Raw genomic sequence first — 396 nt, forward strand, 5'->3', positions numbered from 1 at the left:
TGTTATAAATAACTTCTTTGAAGAGTATGAATTTGATGCTGTTATTCATTTAGCGGCTGAGTCTCATGTTGATAGGTCTATAGCAAATCCTTTTGCTTTTGTTGAAACAAATGTTCTAGGTACAGTGAATTTATTAAATGCTGCAAAGAAGTACTGGGGGAGAAATTGTGTGAATAAGTTGTTTTACCATATCAGTACAGATGAAGTCTATGGCACATTAGGGGAAACTGGATTTTTTACGGAACAAACCCCTTACGATCCTAATTCTCCTTATTCTGCTTCAAAAGCGAGTTCAGATCATTTTGTCAGAGCTTATGGTGAAACCTATAATTTACCTTATATCATATCAAACTGTTCAAATAATTATGGACCTAATCAATTTCCTGAAAAGCTTAT

At 33.6% G+C, this 396-nt stretch carries 1 protein-coding gene; it reads left to right on the plus strand.

Going from position 1 to position 396, the window contains the following annotated elements:
• Positions 1 to 396 (plus strand): dTDP-glucose 4,6-dehydratase (locus HC176_RS17190; protein WP_167920225.1); only part of this gene is annotated, 396 nt, incomplete at both ends.

Source organism: Tamlana crocina (assembly GCF_012037625.1).